The organism is Microcoleus sp. PH2017_28_MFU_U_A, assembly GCF_020738035.1.
Taxonomy (GTDB): domain Bacteria; phylum Cyanobacteriota; class Cyanobacteriia; order Cyanobacteriales; family Microcoleaceae; genus Microcoleus.
This window is the reverse complement of sequence record NZ_JAEQCX010000056.1, coordinates 61,781-82,276: the sequence shown is the minus strand read 5'-3', so window position 1 is coordinate 82,276 and position 20,496 is coordinate 61,781. Positions and strand designations below refer to the sequence as shown.

The window sequence follows — 20,496 nt, the reverse complement described above, 5'->3', positions numbered from 1 at the left end:
TATGATTTATGAGAATTGTTAAGAAAAATCATAATTGTAAATTTTTACCTGTTAGGTAACAGGTAAGGATATCTTGGAAAGGTGACGTTAACAACCAGGTCAGTATGTCTTCTACCAAACCAAAGATTATAGTTCTCGATGACGATCCCACAGGTTCTCAAACCGTGCACAGTTGCTTGCTGCTGACACGTTGGGACGAAGAAACCCTGCGTTTGGGACTGCGGGACAAGTCCCCGATTTTTTTTATACTGACAAATACTCGATCGCTAACTCCCGAAACAGCAGCCTCCGTCACCCGCGAAGTGTGCCAAAATCTCAAAAGGGCGATCGCGATCGAAGAAATCGAAGACTTCCTAATCGTTAGCCGTTCCGATTCTACCCTGCGCGGTCACTATCCGATCGAAACCGATGTAATCGCCGAAGAACTCGGCCCCTTCGACGCTCATTTTCTAATTCCCGCCTTTTTTGAAGGAGGCAGAATTACCCGCAACAGCGTGCATTACCTGATGGTTAACGGTGTCGAAACCCCTGTGCACGAAACCGAATTTGCCAAAGATTCAGTCTTCGGCTACCATCACAGTTACCTGCCAGACTACGTAGAAGAAAAAACCCAAGGTCGCATCCATGCTGATGCAGTCGATCGCATTTTACTCGCAGACATCCGCTACGGAAGTTTAGATAGATTGATGGAGATGACAGACAACCAATGTGCAGTTGTTGACGGCGAAAGCCAAGGCGATTTAAACACATTTGCCAAACACATTCTTGATGCAGCCAGTCAAGGCAAAAAGTTTTTATTCCGCAGCGCGGCGAGTATTTTAACATCCTTAGCTGACCTCGGCAACCAGCCCGTAGCAGCCGACGAAATGGCAGAATACGTGAAAGACGGCAAACCGGGTGCAGTAATAGTTGGTTCCCACGTTAAGAAAACGACAGATCAATTGGAACGCTTGTTAGAAGAACCCAATACAGTTAGCATTGAAATAGATGTATCTCACTTAGTAGAAGATTCGCCAGAGTCTCGCGCTCAAATCCTCAATGAAATCCTCGAAAAAGTTCGCACTGCTCATGCAGATAGCAAAACGCCTGTAATTTATACCAGCCGCCAGGAACTAGAATTTGAAAATGCTGAAGTCCGGTTAAAATTTGGTGCTGCTGTTTCTGCTTTGTTGATGGATGTCGTGCGGGGACTGCCTGCTGACATCGGTTTTTTAATTAGCAAGGGCGGGATTACTTCTAATGATGTGTTGAGTACAGGTTTGTCGCTGAAAAGTATCAGGCAAATCGGTCAAATTATTCCAGGTTGTTCTGTTGTAAAAACCGAGCCAAATCATCCTCTATTTCCCGATTTACCAGTCGTTTTGTTTCCTGGAAATGTCGGTGACAGTAATGCTTTGGCTACGGCTTACAAGCGACTCAGCAAGCATTCTAGCTAGTTGAATCGCTGGCTTAACGAAGATGAATTGAGTTCTATTCAGGGAACACACATTGATATCAACCTAAGCCTAAAACAGTTGAAATATTTCGTTGTCTGCTCGTTACTAGGCTGTGCCTGGTAACACAGATCCGGAGGAAGAGCCTCCTTAATCCTGTGCCGAGGCAGAGCAAGAGTGATATCATGTCCGGTCGATTGACTGCAATAAGTAAGGTTCGTAGTGCGGACTTCAGTCCGCTCTTATGCCGCGGACTGAAGTCCGCACTACGAACCGTTTTTGTTATGGTAATCGACGGGACATAATATGAGATAGGTTCCTTTCGCTGTGCCTGGGAACCAGTTAAATAATCTCTAAAAAATCTCTGGCTGATTCTATCGTTGCTAAAACCGCTCTAATATGCTATGGTAAAAGGTCTACTTTTAAATAAAAGCGATCGCCAGCTCGACAAATTCCCCCTCGGCAACGCCTCTGGAAAAAATCAAATTTAGAAAAAAAAATCAGGTAGCCCTCTACATATAGAGCCAACAGCGCCATAGCTACTGCTATCAGTAGCGTTTCCAGCTTGTATCGACCTAAATGTAAAAATTTTATAAAAATGTTCGCATAGTAATTTTTAGCTGAAAGGATTAGCATATAAGGGTGACAGAACATTATCATCCACTAAACTCATTAAAAGGCGGCCATTGGTTCAAGCTGATCTGTGGGGCGAGCTTTCAACACCTGCCGGCGGTTCGGAATCTCACATTGGCTTACACCTTGGCAGGTGCTGACTGCATCGATGTCGCGGCAGATCCCGCCGCCGTCGCAGCAGCGAAAGAAGCCCTACAAGTTGCCAGCGAATTACAGCTAAGAACTCAAAACCGCAGGTTTGGCGGCAAAGGGTTGCCCTTGCTGATGGTGAGTTTAAACGATGGAGAAGACCCGCATTTTCGCAAGGCCGAATTCAACCCAGCCGATTGTCCGGCGGACTGCTGGCGGCCCTGCGAAAAAATATGTCCAGCCTCCGCAATAGTTTTTCAGAGTGCTGGTAGTGGTTTTTCCGGGGTGATAGACCAGCAGTGCTATGGCTGCGGTCGCTGTCTGCCTGTTTGCCCGAGCCAATTAATTTACACTCGTTCTTACGTGTCTGCTCCCGCCGCGATCGCACCTTTAATCTTGCAATCCGGTGCGGATGCCCTAGAAATCCACACGCAAGTAGGCAGAGAGGCAGATTTTGCGAGACTTTGGTCGAGCATAGATCCCTGGGTAGATCAACTTAAAGTAATAGCAATTAGTTGCCCCGATGGAGACGGTTTGATTGATTATTTGCGGACACTCTATCAAATAATTTCCCCCCTGCCTTGTCCCCTAATTTGGCAAACCGATGGTAGGCCGATGAGTGGAGATATTGGAATAGGAACTACTAGAGCAGCGGTCAAACTCGGTCAAAAAGTTTTGGCTGCCCAGTTGCCGGGATACGTGCAACTTGCAGGCGGCACTAACGATCGCACTGTCAGCAAACTGAGAGCCTCTGGACTGCTTTTGGATGGCGGGAAAAATTTGTCAGTTCCTCCTGTCCAATACATTGCAGGTGTAGCTTACGGCAGCTATGCCAGGGTTTTGCTATCGCCAATTTTAGAACAATTAGAAACAATGCAGACCGATCGAGCTTCTGCCGTTCCGGTAGCAGTCCCTTGCGGCGCAGCCGAAGTTCAAACACCTCGGTTGACTCAGCTCGAAGCCGTCCCAGAACTTCTCTCGGAGGCGGTGAGTTTAGCTCGTTCTCTAGTTTCCCAGATCAAAAGTCAGTTGACAGTTGACAGTTGACAGTTGACAGTTGTCAGTTGTTAGTTGTTAGTTGTTAGTTGACAGTTGTCAGTTGTTAGTTGTTAGTTTTTAGTTGTTAGTTGTCAGTTGTTAGTTGTTAATCAAAAAAACTGAAAACTGATAGCTAACAACTGTAGTTTGCGATTTCGCGATCGCACTTGCGACCTCAGAAACCCGGTTTCTTACTATATTTCTCGTTCCTGTTCGCAAAACTCGTAGAAACCGGGTTTATAACCCCACGCGTAATCCACGAACTGTCAACTGTCAACTGTCAACTGTCAACTGTCCACTGTCCACTGTCAACTGTCAACTGTCCACTGTCCACTGTCCACTGTCCACTGAACCGAACACACCGAGGCGAATGCAGATTACAGACGACCTCAGCAGACTATTAGACATCGTGCCAGATGAGATCCGGCAGCCCTTAGAGCAGCACCCGCAGCGCAACAATCTCATTGAGGTTGTGATGGATTTGGGCCGTCTACCAGAAGCTCGTTTTCCATCCTTGGCCGAACCTCTTTCCCAAACACCAGTTTCCAAAGCAGACCTCAGCTATTGTATCGATCGAGTCGGCAGCTTCGGCGGCGACAATCGAGCCGGTATCGAGCAAACCCTGCACCGAATTAGCGCCCTTCGCAACCGCAGCGGCGAGATTATCGGCTTGACTTTGAGGGTGGGCCGCGCTGTGTTCGGGACGATCGGCATTATCCGCGATTTAGTGGAAACCGGTCAATCAATTTTGATGCTCGGCCGCCCCGGAGTTGGCAAAACTACGGCTTTGCGGGAAATCGCCCGCGTCCTCGCCGATGACTTGGAAAAACGGGTGGTAATCATCGACACCTCCAACGAAATTGCTGGAGATGGAGATATCCCGCATCCGGCGATCGGCAGAGCTCGCAGAATGCAAGTTTCGCGTCCCGAACTCCAGCACCAAGTCATGATCGAAGCAGTGGAAAACCATATGCCGGAAGTGATCGTGATTGACGAAATCGGCACGGAATTAGAAGCTTTGGCCGCTCGGACGATCGCGGAAAGGGGCGTGCAATTGGTCGGTACCGCCCACGGGAACCGGATCGAAAACTTGATGAAAAATCCGACTCTGGCCGACTTAATCGGGGGCATCCAAGCGGTGACGCTGGGAGATGACGAGGCCCGGCGCCGCGGTTCTCAAAAGACAGTTTTGGAACGCAAATCACCGCCAACTTTTGAAATTGCGATCGAAATGCTCGAACGCCAGCGCTGGGTAATCCACGAACGAGTCTCAGATTCGATCGACAGCCTGCTGCGGGGACGCGAACCGAACCAGCAAATCAGAAGCGTCAGCGACAGCGGAGAAGTCACGATCGAGCGCGAGTCAGCATCTCCCCCCGTCCGGTTTCCAGGGATGCCAGCTTCCGCCTCAGGCCCCGCTGCGGTATCAGCAATGCGGCCCGTCACGCCGATTTCTGGGTGGCGGAGTGCCGGGAAAATGGTGCCGATGCCCCCTCAAAACGAGAAATTCGCTGCTGCTACCGCTGCTAACAGCGCGCCGGTACTTCCTGAGACTCGGTATTTCGAGCAACTCCTCGAAGAATCCCTGTCCGTGGAACCTGTACCGCAGCAACGGGGTCGTTATTCCCAGAATGTCGGCCCTAACGGCGAAGATTTGCCCCTCCACGTTTATCCTTACGGCATAGCTCGCCACCAGCTCGAACAGGTGATTTCCACCCTGAACCTGCCGGTGCAGTTGACTAAGGATATTGAAAGTGCTGACGTGGTGTTGGCTTTGCGATCGAACGTGCGGAACCAGTCAAAATTGAGGCACTTGGCCAAAACTCGCCAAGTTCCCCTGCACACAATCAAAGCTGGGACTATTCCCCACGTAGCGAGAGCTTTGCGGCGCCTGTTGGACATGGACGACCCGGGCACCCCGGAAGTGGCAGACCTCGCCTTATTCGCCCGCAGCGGTACTTCTGACGAGCTCGAAGCTCTCGAAGAAACCCGCTTGGCAGTCGAGCAAATTGTCATTCCCAAGGGACAGCCGGTGGAACTTCTACCCCGTTCTCCCAATGTCCGCAAAATGCAGCACGAACTTGTGGAACACTATCACCTGAAATCCCACAGTTTTGGGGAAGAACCCAACCGCCGCCTGCGGATTTTTCCAGCGTGAACAGCCCTATATCTAGAATCGGCATCATGTAGGGTGCGCGGGGCGCACCTTACCCCTTGAAGGCAGCAAGTAGAAGGCAAACGGCCGAATTTTTTTCATGCTGCTGTCTGTTTTCTACCTGCTGCCTTCGATCTCAAGCGGGCTCAATTAACCATGATTCTGGTAGCGTGGTACACTGCGTAGACCAGAATCTTCTGGTATATCGACCGCACGTGATATTATTTCCGTTGCTGTGATTTTTGTGTGTGAGTGCGATCGGGCTAATTCCCAATTTCCAACCCCCAATTCCCAACCCTCAATGATGACTAATGACTACTGACTAATTCCCAATTTCCAACCCCCAATTTCCAATTCCCAATGATGACTAATGACTGATGACTAATGACTACTGACTAATTCCCAACCCCCTATAATAACAGATTATAAATAAACATAAAGCGGTTATCAAAAAAATGAGGTATGCCCGATGCCCGATGCCCTATGCCCTATGCCCGATGCCCGATGCCCTATGCCCGATGCCCTATGCCCGATGCCCTATGCCCGATGCCCGATGCCCGATGCCCGATAGTACCTCATCTTTCTGAGAAAGGCTATATTTACCAGAGTTGACATGAATGATGCAGAAATTCAGCTATTTATTGAATTAATTGCCGCTCACACGGGTTTACAAATTCGCCCGCAAGATCGATCGGGTTTGTCTCGAAAAATTTTGACTCGAATGAAAGCTTTAAAAATAGCATTTCCCGACAAATATTATCAAATCTTAGCCGCTTCGAGTCCGGAAAGTCAAAATGAATGGCAGGAACTAACCTTGCTGCTGACAACCAACGAAAGTTATTTCATGCGGGACAAAGGACAGTTTTCGCTCCTAGAAAAAGTGATTTTGCCGGAATTAATCGCACGCAAAATAAAATTGCACGAGACATTGGGAATTAAGCCAAGACTGCGAATCTGGAGTGCTGGCTGCTCGACTGGTGAAGAACCTTATTCTTTACTTATTATTTTAAAACAACTAATTCCTGATTGGGACAAATGGAAAATTTTAATTTTAGGTACTGATATCAATCAAGCAGCAATAGAAAAAGCCCAGCGAGGAATTTATAGCCCTTGGTCTTTTCGCTTAGTTGACCGGGAACTGCAAAATCGATATTTCTCTCAGCGGAAAACCGATTGGGAAATAGACCAGAACTTGCGCCAATTTGTCAGCTTTAGATCTGTAAATTTAGTGACAGATAATTTTCCTAATATTTACACAGATCTTCATAACATGGATTTGATATTATGCCGAAATGTTTTTGTTTATTTTGAAGCTCAGTATATTTCACAGGTATTGAAAAAGTTTGCCAAAACGCTAAGACCTGGAGGATATTTAATGACTGGTCACGCTGAAATTCACAGTCACGTGATGAACGATTTTCAACCAAAGAGTTTCCCGGAGTCGGTTGTTTATCAAGCCAAGAATGTCCTAGAGGAGGAACCAGGTAAAAAAAAGTCTTTGATTGTACCAGAATCTAAAACAAAATCGGCGTTTGGGGAATCGGGAAATAAATTGGAATTGGGCGACCATAGCGGTCAGTTGCTACCGAGGAAAGGGGAAACGGTGCCAGCTAGTTTTGCTAACGGCAATTTTGGGGATGTCGGGTCGCTGTCGCTGTTAACAGCAGGTACCGGGCTGGGAAAGATGCTGCGAAGTCGCTATTTAGAGGGCGATCTGGCGAACAAGAAGATATCTAGTTTATCCCCAAAAATCGCAGCCGAAAAAGCTGATAGCAAAACGCCTCAGATGCTTATATTAGAGGCAAAAGCTTGTTTAAAAAATAAAGCTTATTTTGAGGCAATTGATAAAGCAAAACAGGCGCTCCACCTGCAATCTCAAAATTTTGAAGCTGATTATTTGCTCGCTCAAATTTATGCAAATTTAGGCCAGTATTCTCAGGCGGTAGAATACTGCAAGCGAGCTAGTAAGCTAGATACTATGTCAGTATTTCCTTATTATTTGCAAGCTCAGATTGCTGAAGAACAGGACGACTTGGAAACCGCTAAAATATATTTAAGAAAAGTTATTTATCTTTGCCCATCTTTTGTTTCAGCTTATCTCGAATTCGGGAATATATACCATAAAGAAGGTAAGCTAAATATAGCTATTAAAATGTACAAGTCATCTTGCGATATTCTCAAACAACTGCCGCCCAATACTCCGATCGAGCAACAGGGAAAAATGACAGCGAGTCAAGTATTGATTGATGTTCAAAAAAAATTGGTAAAATTGTACAGCCAAAAAAACTGACGCACTGGGAAAATCTAAAAACCTGGTTTTTTGTGGGTGTGTCGCTGCCAAACCGAATGGGTGCATCTCAATTTTGAAGCCTGAAGAAGCATGACCGCATATAAGTTATTAGTTATAATCCTATATTGACTACGGTCATGCTTCGCCCCTACAAACATATTTGACAAACCCAGATGCACCCAACCGAATCCGATCGCATAAACCATGTGTTTTTTGCAAGTCTTACTAGATAAATTGTCAGAATTAATATGGAAACTAAGCCGTATCTTATATTTGAACATAACGGTTTGCTGTGCGGCGTAGAAGTCGGCTGCGTTAGAGAAATTTTCTTTCTCCCGGAGTTGACACCGATCGCCGAAGCGCCTCAAGATATTGTTGGGGCGATCGATCTTAGAGGATCCATTCTGCCCGTGATGGATCTAAATCTCCGTTTTGGGTACGTTTGGCAGGACTATTCTGTCACAGATAGTGCGATCGTCATAGAATGGCAAGAAATTCGACTTGTCATCATTGTCGATCGAGTTAACGAAGTTAAGCAGATCCCCGCAGATGCCATAACTCCCCAGCTATCTTACGGGCGAGACAACCCAGAAGCCCCCCATCATTTTTTAGCTGGATTTGCCCGCTGCGGGGCCGATATGATTATGCTGCTGGATCTCGATCGGCTAATTCGATATTCTCCCGACAAAACAGAAGCCCAAATCCCAGTGTCTGCAAGCGATGCAGGACTGTCAGCGGCATCCGGCAACCTAGAAACCGCCAATTTGCAGTTAGAAATAGAGCCAAAATTGTTAGTGGAAGATACTAAAGTTTTGGCCAAAATTCATGTTTTTTGTCCGAATGCTACAGCCCAAGAAAAGGCGATTTTTCGAGATAGGGCCCAGAATTTGAGGCAGCAGGGCGATCGCGAAAATTCCGCAGCAATTGATATGTCCCTCGCCGTAGTTGTTTTAAACAACGAATACTTTGGTATTAACCTAGGCGTAGTGCGCGAATTCACTGACATTCGCCAAGTAACTCCAATTCCTTGCACTCCCGATCGCATTATTGGCAACATGAATTTGCGGGGCGAGATTCTGACGCTAGTGGACATTCGGAATGTTTTAAATATGTCAGGCGACACAAAATCTCTCTCAAAGGCGATCGTTGTTGAAATTGAAGATTTGGTCGCCGGTATAGTCGTTGACGAAATCTTAGATATTATACATTTAAATGTGGCAGAAATTGCGACTATTCCTGCTGCACTAAATTCGGCCAACCGCGAATATCTTCGAGGCACCGCTTTTTACGAGGAAAAACTTATCGCTGTTCTGAACTTGCAGAAACTATTAACAAAAGGAGGAGTTGCTGTTGATGAGGAGGTTTGAAGAAAGATTTTACCATAAAGAATTGTTTGAAAGCCTCTCCCCGATCGGGAGAAACTAAAATCCGACTATTCATTACTCCAATCCTCTTCCTTCTAGGTAGAGGTCGCTCTCAAACTGTCAACTGTCAACTGTCAACTGTCAACTGTTGAAGGCCAAATCGGAATCGCACCTGCAAAAACGATGTCAGCGCCACCCGAAACTAAAGAAAAGAGAGTAAGAGAACAGAATTTGCTATGATACTATTTTCTACTGTCACTGGACGGCATCAGTCCCAGAAGTGGCTGGCCCATTTCCGTTGCCAACGCCGGACTCCCAACCACTATCGCAGGATCGCAACCTTAGTAACGCAAATGCTATCTTAAATTAACGCAAAAATATGTTTTTATCCATTAAAAAACTAAATATTAGAAACAAGATGCTCGTCGGATATCTAGCGCCAGCAGCTATTTATTTAGGGTTGCCAGTCTTAGTTCTCGTTACTACGAGTCAGGTTTTTGAGACTTTCAAAAAAGTGGAAAGAGTAGAAAATGTGATCGGAGAAACAAGTAATATGTCCGTAGGTACGGAGCAAATGGTACGGGGAATGCGCGGCTATTTAATTAATAAAAATCAGCAGTTCTTAAACGATTTTAAAACAGGTGCAGACTTGGCTCGCCAGTCAGGGATCAATCTAGGGCCGATTGTTGAAAATTCCGAACAAAAAGCCCGTTTGCGGAGAATGTTGGATCTGGTCAAAGAATATTATGATGGTTCTAACGAAATAGTTCGCTTATTTCAGCAAAATCAGACAGCCGAAGCCCTCGCTATATTTAATACAGGCAAGTATACCAAATTTGTGAATGAATTCGTGGAATTGAACCGGGAATTTCGGGAAACAGAATTAAAGATTATTAAGCAAGAAACTAAAATCACGAAGGCATCTTTAAGCTTTTTGGTATCGACGCTGGTGTTTGGTTCGATACTGCTACTGCTGCTTGGCGCCACTGTTGCTTGGCTGATTTCGTCAGGAATTGCTCGAACTATCGATCGCGCAATTAGTTCGATCGCCAGTTCCTCCGCCCAGATTGCCGCCACAGTTGAAGAACAGGAACGAATGGCAAGCCAGCAAGCAGTTTCAGTGAATGAAACTACTACAACAATGGACGAATTGGGTGCATCTTCTAGGGCGACTTCACAGCAGATAGAAACTGCCGCAAGTCAAGCAATGCAAGCTTTAACTTTAGCTGGTGGCGGTACAAAAGCTGTGGAACAAACCTTAGAAGCAATGGCAATACTGAAAACAAAAGTGCAGGATATGCAAGGACAAATTATGCAGTTGAGCGAGCAAACCGATCGCATTGGCAATATCTCAACCGTAGTTAGCGACTTAGCAAATCAGACTAATATGTTAGCACTAAATGCGGCTGTCGAAGCAGTGCGAGCCGGCGAACACGGCAAAGGGTTCGGAGTTGTCGCGTCAGAAATTCGCAAACTTGCCGATCGCAGTAAAAAATCTGCCGCACAAATAAATCTCTTAGTCGCCGATATTCAGCGCGCGATCAACTCAACAGTCATGGTGACAGACGAAGGAACTAAAACGGTAGAATCTGGCGTAAATATTGCGGAGGAAACTGCCGCAGCATTTGCTGGAGTAGCTGATGCAATTAACAACGTAGTTTTGAGTTCTCAGCAAATTTCGCTGAATGCCAAACAGCAAGCAATCGCGATCGAACAAGTGGTGGAAGCGATGAACTCTCTCAACCAAGCAGCAGCACAAACAGCTTGCGGTATCACTCAAACTAAAATTGGCACTCAAAAATTGAATGAAGCTGCTTTAGATTTAAAAGCAGTTGTTTAGCATAGTTATAAGTTCTGATAGTTTGAAAACAAAATTAAACAGTAAGTCTGTATTCTCAGCCCCGATACTCATTAGTCAATCCCAATTATTCAATCTAAAATCTAAAACGGTGCATCTCACGCAAGGCGAATATATCCGTAGGGGCGAAGCATGACCGCAGAAAATATGGGATTACAACTAATAACTTATATGCGGTCATGCTTCGCCCTCTTCAAAAACCAGATGCACCCATCTAAAATCTCAAGTCTCAAATGGTATGAGTCATTAATAATTATGAAAAACCAATGAAAAAAATGTCTTTAAGAATTAAAGCGATTGTTTTTGCGATCGCCCTCGGAACAATTCCCGTAATTTTAACTGGGGCAATAACTTTTTTCTTAGCCAATCAAAGTATCACTAGCTATGTAATTAATTATCAAGAAACGCGGGCGCTCGCTACTGCCAATGAAGTCAGCAATTTTATGTTAGAACGCTACCAAGATATCAAGCAACTAGCAAGATTAAGCATACTTAACGACCCCAGAGTCAGTCAAACGACTTCAACCATTCAAAAGGAAGCCATGTTAGATAAATATATAGAAGAAGACGAAGGCTACGACAGCATTGCAGTCGCCGATCTCAAGGGAAATACTATTTTGCAATCCCGTGGAGAAAAAATTGTAGATTTGGGAAAGCGGGACTATTTTCAGGAAGTAACAAAAACTAATCAGGCTGTAATTATGCAGCCTATAAAGTCAACAGACGGCAAATATGCCATTTTTACGGCGGCTCCGGTTGTGGATGTCAATACTAACGAAACTATCGCCGTCATCAGGACTCGCACGCCCATAACTTATTTAGAGCAGACTTTTAAGGAAACACAAAACAAGCTAACCAGAAGTTCTGAAGGATTAAAAAAAGAGGAATTCCATTTAATTGATGGCAATGGCAAGTTTTTTTCGGCAACAGAAGCTGAGCAGATCGGCAGAGATGCAGCCTCAGATTTTAGTGTTTTTGCCAAAATGCAAGCTAACAAAAAAATTGACAGTGCCATAGATATCGATCGCATTGATGGAGCTAAGCAATTGCTTACTTATGCTCCTATTGAAGCCTTAGAAAATATGCCAGAATTGGGCTGGAGCGTGATTATTGCTAACGATACAAAAGATGTATTTGCTCCCCAACAAGAGTTACTGTATACTTTGATATCAGGAGTTGGGTGCACTGCTGCTGTTGTTAGCGCGATCGCAATTTTTTTAGCGAGTCGAACTACTCGCTCGGTTAATCACATTGTACGGGCGATCGCCTCTTCTTCGTCCCAAATTGCTGTCACCATCGAACAGCAGAAGCGCATCGCCAGCCAACAACTATCTGCTGTCGATCGCACTGCGACTACAATGAACGAATTGAGCGAATCAAGCAAAGCTTGTGCCTCCGAAGCCGAAGCTGCCGCTTTTGGGGCAGTCCAAGCTCTTAAACTTGCAGCAGGAGGCAGTCAAGCAGTAGATAATACCTTGAAAGAAATGGCAACTTTGACAGAAAATGTCGGAGCAATTCAAAAACAAATTTTGCATTTAAGCGAGCAAACCGATCGCATTGGCAATATATCCAGTTTAGTCAGCGATTTAGCCAACCAAACAAATATGCTCGCCCTTAACGCTGCTGTCGAAGCAGTTAGAGCCGGTGAAAGCGGTAAAGGATTTGCTGTTGTTGCTAGCGAGATTCGCAAATTAGCCGATCGCAGCAAGGAATCTGCTAGCAACATCAATGCTTTAGTTGCAGAAATCCAGAAAGCTATTACTTTGACAGCAACAGTGACGGATGACGGCACAAAAACTGTAGAAAATGGAGTAAAAATTGCCCGAAAAACCGCAGACGCATTTGCTGGGGTTGCCAGGGCGATCGATCGCATTGCTGCAAACAGCAAACAAATTTCCGTCACATCGAAAAACCAGGCGATCGCCATTCAGGATGTAGTTGAATCCGTCAACTCTCTTCACCTCGCCACTCAAGAAACTGCCGCCAGTATTTCTCAAGTCAAACTCGGCATTGTTCAACTAAACCAAGCAGCCCAAAATCTCAAATCAGCAGTGTAGTTGAAGGAAGTAAGATTTATTTATTACTGATTAGCGATTATCGATTACCAATTAGCAATTAGCCACTCCCCATGATTAATAAATTTTTCAGAAAAATTCAAAACCGACTGCTACTGCTTTTAATTTTAAGTACCTTGATTCCAGTATCTCTTGTTGGCTGGTATGGAATTTCCTCTTCCGAAGCAGCACTCCAAACCTTAGCCTTAACTAATCTTACTGAAAGTGTCACATCCAGCGGAGAGCAAATAGTCAACAAACTAGAAAATATCAGTTACGATGTTTTATTCTTCAGCAAATCTCCTGCTCTTCAAGGAATAATTAAAGCTAGAGATGGAAATGGAGCAGACAAAGAAACTAATTCAACTTATCAAAATTGGGTCGATCGAATGCAAATCACATTTGCATCAATGATGGCAATTAAGCAATCTTATATGCAATTGCGTTATATAGATGAGAATGGCAACGAACTCGTGCGCGTAAATTCTGACGGCCAAACGCTCAAAATAGTTCCAACTTCAGAACTACAAAATCAGGCTCATAGGGATTACTTTTACTTAACTATGAAGCTAAAACCGGGCGAAATTTATGTGTCTCAATTCAATCTCAATCAGGAGCGCGGTAAAATAGAAATTCCTTACAAGCCAACCATTCGTCACGCCACTCCTGTTTTTAATACCAAAGGAGAAAGAAAAGGCATTTTGATTGCCAATTCTTTGGGAAAGAATCTGATTGATATAGTTAAAAACATGAATCATGATAATTCAGAGAAAGGTTTTATGTTAAATCAAGATGGTAGCTACATCTACCATCCCACTTCTAAAAAAGAATGGGGTTATGAAACAAAAACGAATGAAAATGTCCAAAAAGATTATGTGGCAGAGATAGTGACACAAATACTTTCTGGTGGCAAAGGCAATATTGACCTCGGCGATCGAGTGATTAGCTATGATACAGTTTTTCTTAGTAAAGAAAACAACAACAAATTTATTGTGATTGTGAATCAAGCACCTAAATATTCGCTGTTTGCTTCTATTTTTATTCTTAAAAAAATAGCTACTTTTATTGCTGTATTGTCCCTGGGTACTGTTCTGGGATTAGGATTTTTGGTGCTGCGACAACTAATTAAGCTGATTCGAGGATTGATCTATCAAATATCGTCATTCTCTATGCAAATATTATCTAATATGAATGAGCAGGAGCAAGTCGTCGGCCAGCAATTTCTGTCAGTCAATGAAACAACTGCAACCTTAGAACAATTGGGCATATCTTCTCGGGAGACAGCCGAGCAAGCTGAGGCTGTTGCCGTCGCCGCTCGCCAAGCTTTAACCCTCGCGCAAGAAGGAACTCAAAAAGTTGAAGAAACTCTCAATCAAATGCTGAGTCTTAGACAAGCTGTGGCAGCAATTTCTCAGCAAAATCAGCGCCTGGGGGATAGCACAAGTCAGATTGGCAATATCTCGACTTTGGCAAATTTAGTTAGCGATTTAGCCACTCAGACAAATATGCTGGCTCTTAACGCGGCTGTGGAAGCTGTCAGGGCTGGTGAGTATGGCAAAGGTTTTGCGGTGGTAGCCAGCGAGATCCGTAAATTAGCAGATGAAAGCCAACAAGCGGCGCAAAAGATTAATGGTATTATTCCAGAAATTAAGGGCGCGATCGACTCGACGGTGAAAGCAACGGAAGAAAGCCGCAAAACAGTCGCGGCAGGGGTGAAAACAGCGCAGGATACAGCAGAAGCTTTTACGGGGGTTCGGGAAGCTTGCAATCTGGTGTTTGCTAGCAATCAACAAATTTCTTTGAATATTAAACAGCAGGCGATCGCGATCGGGCAAGTAGGTGATGAAATGAACTCTCTCAACCGCACTGCATCTCAAACTATCAGCGGCATTACTCAAGTCAAAGTAGGCACTCAAAAACTTAATGAAGCTGCTTTAACTCTTAAGTCTATAGTGTAAGAAGGAAGTTAGGCAACGGATTGTGTAACGGATGTCAAGGATAAAATTACCGATTACCGATGACTAATTACCGATGGATGACCAATTACCAATTCCTAATTCCTAATTACCAATTACCAATTCCCAATTACCAATTACCAATTACCAATTACCAATTCCCAATTCCCAATTCCCAATTACCAATTACCAATTACCAATTACCAATTACCAATTACCAATTACCAATCCAATTACCAATTACCAATTCCCAATTACCAATTACCAATTACCAATTACCAATTACCAATTACCAATTACCAATTACCAATTACCAATTCCCAATTACCAATTACCAATTACCAATTACCCATTACCAATTACCAATTACCCATTACCAATTACCAATTACCCATTACCCATTACCACAAACACCTATGATAATTGAAGATGAAGAACTTCGAGATGTATTTAAAATTGCTAGTGAAGAACACTTGCAGAAACTAGACGATGGATTGCTGTACTTGGAACAACACCCCGGGGACTCAGCTAAGTTAGAAGAATTGCTGCGGGAAACTCATTCTCTTAAAGGCGATGCTGGGATGTTGGCGGTAAAAAATGTAGCATCTTTAGCTCATCAAATAGAGCATATTTTGGGAGGTGTCAAGCGGGGAGAGACTCAACTAACTTCAGAAATTAGCGATCGACTTTCGCAAGGTTTAGACGCCATCCGCAAACTCGTTGACGAAGCCGTGACTGGTCAAGATTCCGGTGTCAATACTTTTTACGTGCTCGCTAGCATGATGGGTGCTTCTAACAAGCCCCTGCCCGCCGTCCCCATAGCAGATCCAGAATCTTCAAAGGTACCAGAAGAAGAATTTATACAAACGCAACTTATTGATTCGTCTACTGCGGAACCCGAAACAAATAGTGAAACTTATTCCGCCACTAATTTAGATAAAAATTATTCTTTTTCGACTCTACAATCCGAGCAAGAATTGTTGCTCCAATCTCACAACTTGCGTGGGGCTTCTGCCCCCGCTACTGCATCGGCTTCCCAACCCGCTGTTAGCAGTTCTTCAAGTTCGTCTTACCGCATCGAAACAATTCGCGTTGCTACCAAAAATTTAGACGATTTAATGACTCAAGCTGGTGAACTTACTGTTACAAAAACTCGGTTAGTACACCGACTTGCTGATATCGAAAAACTGACAAATTTGTGGGAAAGTTGGAGCAGAGAAGCTTTTATAAATCGCTTGGCTTTTCATCAGATAGAATCGGACAAAAATGCTTTTCAACAAAATGCCCTCATCATACAGTTACAGAATTATTACCAGCGTACAGAAGAACGTTTAGAACGTCTGGGAACTCTAGTAAATAGATTGAAAAATCGAGTTGATGAAGATACTGCAAGACTCGAATTAATTGCGGAAGAGTTGGAATCAGGAATTCGCACTCTCAGACTGCTGCCTTTGTCTACTATTTTTAATCTATTTCCACGAGCAGTTAGAGACTTGGCTAAGCGGGAAGGGAAAGAGGTTAAATTAGTCATTGAAGGTGGGGAAACTCGAGCTGACAAACGCATTCTAGAAGAAATGAAAGACCCTTTAATGCACCTGATTCGGAATGCGATAGATCACGGAATTGAGACGCCAGCCGATCGCGAAAAGCTCGGCAAGCATCCCGCAGCTACTCTCCGAATTAAAGGCTACCATACTGCTAGCAATATTATTATTGAAGTTGCTGATGATGGTCGGGGGCTGAATCTCGATCGCATTAAACAAACTGCTGTCAAACGCAACATCTGCACGCCGGAAGAACTGGCGGTGATGACAGAAAGCCAAATTCAATCGCTGATTTTTGCTGCGGGTTTTTCAACCAGAACATTTGTTACTGAAATCTCTGGAAGAGGGGTAGGTTTGGATGTAGTTAGGACTAATGTTGAAGCATTAAAAGGTCGCATTCAAGTTGAATCAGATCTCGGGAAAGGATGCACTTTTCGCCTGCAACTAAGTACGTCTTTAGCTACTGCTAATGTATTAATATTAGCGGTTGATGGTATTGCTTATGCGCTGCCAGTCGAGTTTATTGAAACTGCAATATTAGTCCGCTCTTCGGATGTTTTTTCTCTCGAAAGCAAGGCGACGGTGATTTTAGACTCTCAGCCTTTGTCAGTTGCTTATTTGGCAGATTTACTAGAATTAAATGATACAGATTGGTTGCACAATAATCGGGAGTGGAGACAGGAAAGTTGGAGAGAATTCAAGAGAAATACAGAGGTAGAATCGGTGAATCATAATTCTCGGAAAATGCCTTGTATTGTTTTGAAAGTTGGGGAGGAAAGATTGGGATTATTTATAGATGCTTTGATTGACGAACAGGATGTGGTGATTAAACCTCAAAGTCAATTGCTAAAACGGGTGCGAAACGTTTCTGGTGCAACGATTCTGGGGACGGGGGAAGTTTGTATGGTGCTCAATCCCCACGATTTGATAAAATCTGTACGCAAGCAAGTTTTGTTGGGTGGGGTTGGGGGTGCCCGATCGCCAATTGAGACAGTCAGCCGAAAACAAGTTATACTTTTAGCAGAAGATTCGATCGCTACCCGCACTCAAGAAAAGCGCATTCTGGAAGGTGCAGGTTATGAAGTGGTGACAGCAGTGGACGGGTTGGATGCTTTCAATAAATTAAAAACTCGCTATTTTGATGCTCTGATTTCTGACGTACAAATGCCTAATTTGGACGGCTTGGGACTGACTATTAAAATTCGTCAGCTAAAAGAATACAGTGAGTTACCGATTATTTTGGTCACATCTTTGGCGTCTGATGAAGATAGAAAAAGAGGAGCTGATGCTGGCGCTAATGCTTATATTCCTAAAGGTACTTTCAATCAAGATGTATTAATCGAGACTTTGAAAAGGTTAGTTTGATTGTCAGAGGGGAAGGGAAGAGGGGGACAGGGGGAGAGGGGGACAGGGGAAGAGGGGGAGAATTACCCATTACCCATTACCCATTACCCATTACCCATTACCCATTACCCATTACCCATTACCCATTACCTAAAAAAATCTAAAATCTAAAATCTAAAATGGTATGATGTTGTCGCCCATTAAAGTATTGTTAGTAGAAGATTCCCCAGTAGCTACGATCGTTCTCAAGCGCATTTTGGATGCTTCGCCAGAAATCCAGGTTGTCGGAACGGCTTCTAACGGGTTAGAAGCCCTAGAATTAATCCCGAAACTTCAACCGGAAGTCATCTGTACGGATTTGAATATGGCACAAATGAACGGGTTAGAGTTCACGCGGGAAGTGATGAAAAAATACCCGCGACCAATTTTAATAATTAGTGCTTCTGTACAAGCAAAGGATACTCAAAATGTATTTGAATTAATGAAAGCAGGTGCATTAGATGTTTTTCCGAAACCCATTGGCGGGTTGGCGTCTGATTACGATCGCCTGGGGAATGAATTAATCGCTAAAGTTAAAGTGTTGTCGGGAGTTAAAGTATTTACGCGACATCAAAGGCTTGGAGGAATCGAAACAGCCGAGGGTCGCCCAAGCAAAAAAAATTATCAATTACCAATTCATAATTACCAATTATCTAGCAAAAATCTCAATTCTCAAACTATTAAGTTATTGGCTGTTGGCGCGTCTACAGGCGGGCCGCAAGCGCTACACTCGATTATTTCTAAGTTTCCGGCTAATTTGCCAGTACCGGTGATTTGCATCCAGCATATCAGTGAAGGATTTTTGCAAGGATTGGTTGACTGGTTGGGTTTTGAATCTAAACTGCCGGTGAAAATAGCGGGTTTTGGGGAATTTCCACAAGCTGGGATTGTTTATTTCCCGCCAGAAAAACGTCATTTAGAATTGGATGCTCAAGGGCGTTTTATTTATTCTGAAGCTGCTCGTGAAGCGGGACATTGCCCCTCTGTAACGGTAACATTTAAGTCAGTTGCTAGTTTTTATGGTCGCGGGGCTGCGGGAGTGTTGCTAACAGGAATGGGGCGAGATGGTGCTGAGGGTATGTTGGCGATCGCCCAAGCCGGCGGTTTGACTATTGCTCAAAATGAGGCTAGTTGTGTTGTGTTTGGAATGCCAAAAGAGGCGATCGCCCTCGGTGCGGCCCAGCACGTTTTACCCGTCAGTGCGATCGCTCCTTTACTGTTGGCGAAATTAAAAGTTTAGGACAAGCGGGAGAATATAGCAGATCGGACGTAAGGTTGAAACCGCTTCTATATAAACGATGTCCGCCGGACGCCGACTGAATAGAATAACATAAAACGTAATTTAAACGGTCTGAGCTTCAACCCGCGGAGGCGGGTTTTGCTGGTATAGACGCGGTTTCAACCGCGCCCGTCTTCTTTTATGATTTGATATTGATAAACTTACCAATTACTTCGCGCAACTTGTCAGCATCAAAGGGCTTAGTTAAATACTCGGTTGCTCCTGCCAAACGCCCCTGTACTTTATCAAATGCTCCATCTCTGGCTGTCAGCATCACGATCGGCAAATTCTGAAACTGAGGCAAGCTTCGCACCGTGCGGCAGAGCTCCAATCCGTCAATCCCAGGCATCGAAACATCGAGCAACAAAACCGAAATTTGTTCGTGATAAATTGTTGACAAAGCATCAACTGCATTGTCTGTCACGAGAACTCGAAACTCTTTGCTTAAGGCTTGTTTGACCAGTCCTTGCATGACGACGCTATCATCAACTGCCAAAATAGTTGGTACTTGACTGCTAGTTGCAGACATATTCTTCTCCCGGTTTATTTATAGTTCTTGAAAATAGAAAACATAATTCCCGCCGTCAGTCGATTGTAGATTGTAGATTTTAGATTGACTGTTCCAGATGAATCTGGGAGCTTGAACTTGAGTCTAAAATTGCGATCTCGACCCTCAAAATTGTCGGCAAGCAAGTATCGGTTTTTGGGTGGGTCATTTTTCAAGAGTGCCTTCGGATAAATAGTGCCCAACTCCGTTGGAGCATTAGCAGAAACTTCACCCCTGTTTTTTTGACCTCAAACTCGAAAAAACAGATTGCCCGAGGGGTCGATCGGCGATGACAACAGTTGCAAAATCTGCATCTCAACCGTCAAACCCTTGATGGTGGAGTTTGAACAACTATTGTTACAAAGTTTAACATTTTCGGTGTTTGTGTAGTCGCTCTCCTAACTTTTGTTGAGTTGCCTGTGCAACAGCCCGGTAAACCGTACTGGTATTGTGGCACAAACCAATTATTTTAATCTACCAGCAAGCCTGCTACCCACGATTAGATCTGTCTGTTAAAATACTATTAAACTTATTAAGAAATTCTCTGTAAGCTATCCGCCATAGATTTTTGAAGGGTGCTTCGTCCCCACGGAGGCTCTTAGATTCACCCAGCCTCTGGCACATCAAAAGCATAGTCAACTCGAAGTATAATTTCTAGAGTATTAGATCTGCGGTGCTCTAACTCCCATAAATCAAAAGTTTCCATGTCAGTCAAGAGGTTGGTCTGAGTTTGGTGCCAGCAGCCTGTGTTCGACTTGCGATCGCAGTCTCCCGGGACAAAATTCATGGCTCGTTTTTCTCCTCGGCCAGTATTGATTAGGGCGGTTGCCAGCA

The 20,496-nt window shown here is 44.3% G+C and carries 12 protein-coding genes; 10 read left to right on the top strand and 2 right to left on the bottom strand.

The features are described 5' to 3' along the window. Nucleotides 1-104 precede the first annotated feature (104 nt). From JGK14_RS14165 to cheB, 10 genes are all read left to right on the top strand, one after another. Nucleotides 105-1,436, top strand: a complete 1,332-nt coding sequence (locus JGK14_RS14165) for a four-carbon acid sugar kinase family protein (protein ID WP_293210806.1) — start codon at nt 105-107, stop codon at nt 1,434-1,436. Nucleotides 1,437-2,075: 639 nt separating this feature from the next. Then, a complete protein-coding gene (gene ldpA, locus JGK14_RS14160; RefSeq protein WP_293219005.1) occupies nt 2,076-3,242 on the top strand; it encodes a circadian clock protein LdpA in 1,167 nt (388 codons plus the stop codon). A gap of 361 nt (nt 3,243-3,603) precedes the next feature. Continuing rightward, the gene (locus tag JGK14_RS14155; RefSeq protein ID WP_293181626.1) at nt 3,604-5,391 is read left to right on the top strand and encodes a R3H domain-containing nucleic acid-binding protein; all 1,788 of its coding nucleotides are present in this window, start codon (nt 3,604-3,606) and stop codon (nt 5,389-5,391) included. 610 nt (nt 5,392-6,001) lie between these two features. Beyond that, the gene (locus JGK14_RS14150; protein WP_293181624.1) at nt 6,002-7,678 is read left to right on the top strand and encodes a CheR family methyltransferase; all 1,677 of its coding nucleotides are present in this window, start codon (nt 6,002-6,004) and stop codon (nt 7,676-7,678) included. Nucleotides 7,679-7,926: 248 nt separating this feature from the next. Further along, the gene (locus JGK14_RS14145) at nt 7,927-9,045 is read left to right on the top strand and encodes a chemotaxis protein CheW (protein WP_293205228.1); all 1,119 of its coding nucleotides are present in this window, start codon (nt 7,927-7,929) and stop codon (nt 9,043-9,045) included. Between the two features lie 376 nt (nt 9,046-9,421). Continuing rightward, nucleotides 9,422-10,882, top strand: a complete 1,461-nt coding sequence (locus JGK14_RS14140; RefSeq protein ID WP_293205225.1) for a methyl-accepting chemotaxis protein — start codon at nt 9,422-9,424, stop codon at nt 10,880-10,882. A 284-nt stretch (nt 10,883-11,166) separates the two neighbouring features. Then, nucleotides 11,167-12,957, top strand: a complete 1,791-nt coding sequence (locus tag JGK14_RS14135) for a methyl-accepting chemotaxis protein (protein WP_325315199.1) — start codon at nt 11,167-11,169, stop codon at nt 12,955-12,957. Nucleotides 12,958-13,028: 71 nt separating this feature from the next. Then, nucleotides 13,029-14,912: a methyl-accepting chemotaxis protein gene (locus tag JGK14_RS14130; RefSeq protein ID WP_325315198.1), complete on the top strand. Its 1,884-nt coding sequence runs from the start codon at nt 13,029-13,031 to the stop codon at nt 14,910-14,912. Between the two features lie 59 nt (nt 14,913-14,971). After that, entirely contained in the window at nt 14,972-17,818 is a 2,847-nt protein-coding gene (locus JGK14_RS14125; protein WP_442921450.1) for a hybrid sensor histidine kinase/response regulator, read from the top strand. Nucleotides 17,819-17,984: 166 nt separating this feature from the next. Beyond that, nucleotides 17,985-19,076 carry a chemotaxis-specific protein-glutamate methyltransferase CheB gene (gene cheB, locus JGK14_RS14120; RefSeq protein WP_293181668.1) on the top strand — a complete coding sequence of 364 codons (1,092 nt, stop codon included), beginning with the start codon at nt 17,985-17,987 and terminating at the stop codon, nt 19,074-19,076. A gap of 178 nt (nt 19,077-19,254) precedes the next feature. Here cheB and JGK14_RS14115 read toward each other — a convergent pair whose 3' ends face one another. Next, a complete protein-coding gene (locus JGK14_RS14115) occupies nt 19,255-19,644 on the bottom strand; it encodes a response regulator (RefSeq protein ID WP_293157809.1) in 390 nt (129 codons plus the stop codon). 622 nt (nt 19,645-20,266) lie between these two features. Continuing rightward, nucleotides 20,267-20,449 (bottom strand): hypothetical protein, encoded by a 183-nt coding sequence (locus JGK14_RS14110; protein WP_293181608.1) that lies wholly within the window; start codon nt 20,447-20,449, stop codon nt 20,267-20,269. Between the last annotated feature and the right edge of the window lie 47 nt (nt 20,450-20,496).

What these genes read in the sequence shown, in the direction of transcription:
- JGK14_RS14150 (WP_293181624.1), top strand. Translation starts at nt 6,002, where the DNA reads ATGAATGATGCAGAAATTCAGCTATTTATTGAATTAATTGCCGCTCAC.
- cheB (WP_293181668.1), top strand. Translation starts at nt 17,985, where the DNA reads ATGTTGTCGCCCATTAAAGTATTGTTAGTAGAAGATTCCCCAGTAGCT.
- JGK14_RS14130 (WP_325315198.1), top strand. Translation starts at nt 13,029, where the DNA reads ATGATTAATAAATTTTTCAGAAAAATTCAAAACCGACTGCTACTGCTT.
- JGK14_RS14115 (WP_293157809.1), bottom strand. Translation starts at nt 19,644, where the DNA reads ATGTCTGCAACTAGCAGTCAAGTACCAACTATTTTGGCAGTTGATGAT.
- JGK14_RS14155 (WP_293181626.1), top strand. Translation starts at nt 3,604, where the DNA reads ATGCAGATTACAGACGACCTCAGCAGACTATTAGACATCGTGCCAGAT.
- JGK14_RS14165 (WP_293210806.1), top strand. Translation starts at nt 105, where the DNA reads ATGTCTTCTACCAAACCAAAGATTATAGTTCTCGATGACGATCCCACA.
- JGK14_RS14135 (WP_325315199.1), top strand. Translation starts at nt 11,167, where the DNA reads ATGAAAAAAATGTCTTTAAGAATTAAAGCGATTGTTTTTGCGATCGCC.
- JGK14_RS14145 (WP_293205228.1), top strand. Translation starts at nt 7,927, where the DNA reads ATGGAAACTAAGCCGTATCTTATATTTGAACATAACGGTTTGCTGTGC.
- JGK14_RS14110 (WP_293181608.1), bottom strand. Translation starts at nt 20,449, where the DNA reads ATGAATTTTGTCCCGGGAGACTGCGATCGCAAGTCGAACACAGGCTGC.
- JGK14_RS14125 (WP_442921450.1), top strand. Translation starts at nt 14,972, where the DNA reads ATGACTAATTACCGATGGATGACCAATTACCAATTCCTAATTCCTAAT.
- JGK14_RS14140 (WP_293205225.1), top strand. Translation starts at nt 9,422, where the DNA reads ATGTTTTTATCCATTAAAAAACTAAATATTAGAAACAAGATGCTCGTC.